Raw genomic sequence first — 419 nt, 5'->3', positions numbered from 1 at the left:
GACCGAGGGCCTGCGCCAACAACATCCAGCCCAGTGGTCCCCAGGAGTATCCGGTCGGCGCCAGTGCGGCGGTTGCCTTGCGCAACAACGCAATCGCCTCATCGTGTTGCCCGCGGACCAATAGTACGTCGGCCATCAACACCTCGCCGATGGCACGACCGGGCTGCAGCAGTTGGGTGAAATCGGTGATGCTCCGGGCCATGTCCTGGGCCTGGTCGAGCCGGCCGGTCATCAACAACGCAGTGGTCTGGCCGAATCCGCTGGTGAACCGCAGCAGGCCGGGATGCCCCGCCGCCAGCGCGCGCCGTGCCATCGCGTCGACCTGATCGAAAAGCCCGGTCCGCGCACAACTCAGCGCCGCCGTCGACCCGGCCCAGCCGAGCGCCGTGTCGTCGGCGGCGGGGGAGGCCAGCACCTCC

1 protein-coding gene is annotated in these 419 nt (G+C 69.2%); it reads right to left on the bottom strand.

The window, feature by feature from the left end:
- Nucleotides 1-419: hypothetical protein (locus tag RM844_RS33075; protein ID WP_311671118.1), on the bottom strand; the 419-nt coding region annotated here is incomplete at both ends.

This window comes from Streptomyces chisholmiae (assembly GCF_031845445.1).
Classification (GTDB): Bacteria; Actinomycetota; Actinomycetes; order Streptomycetales; family Streptomycetaceae; genus Streptomyces; species Streptomyces chisholmiae.
This window is presented reverse-complemented; position numbering and strand designations above follow the sequence as displayed.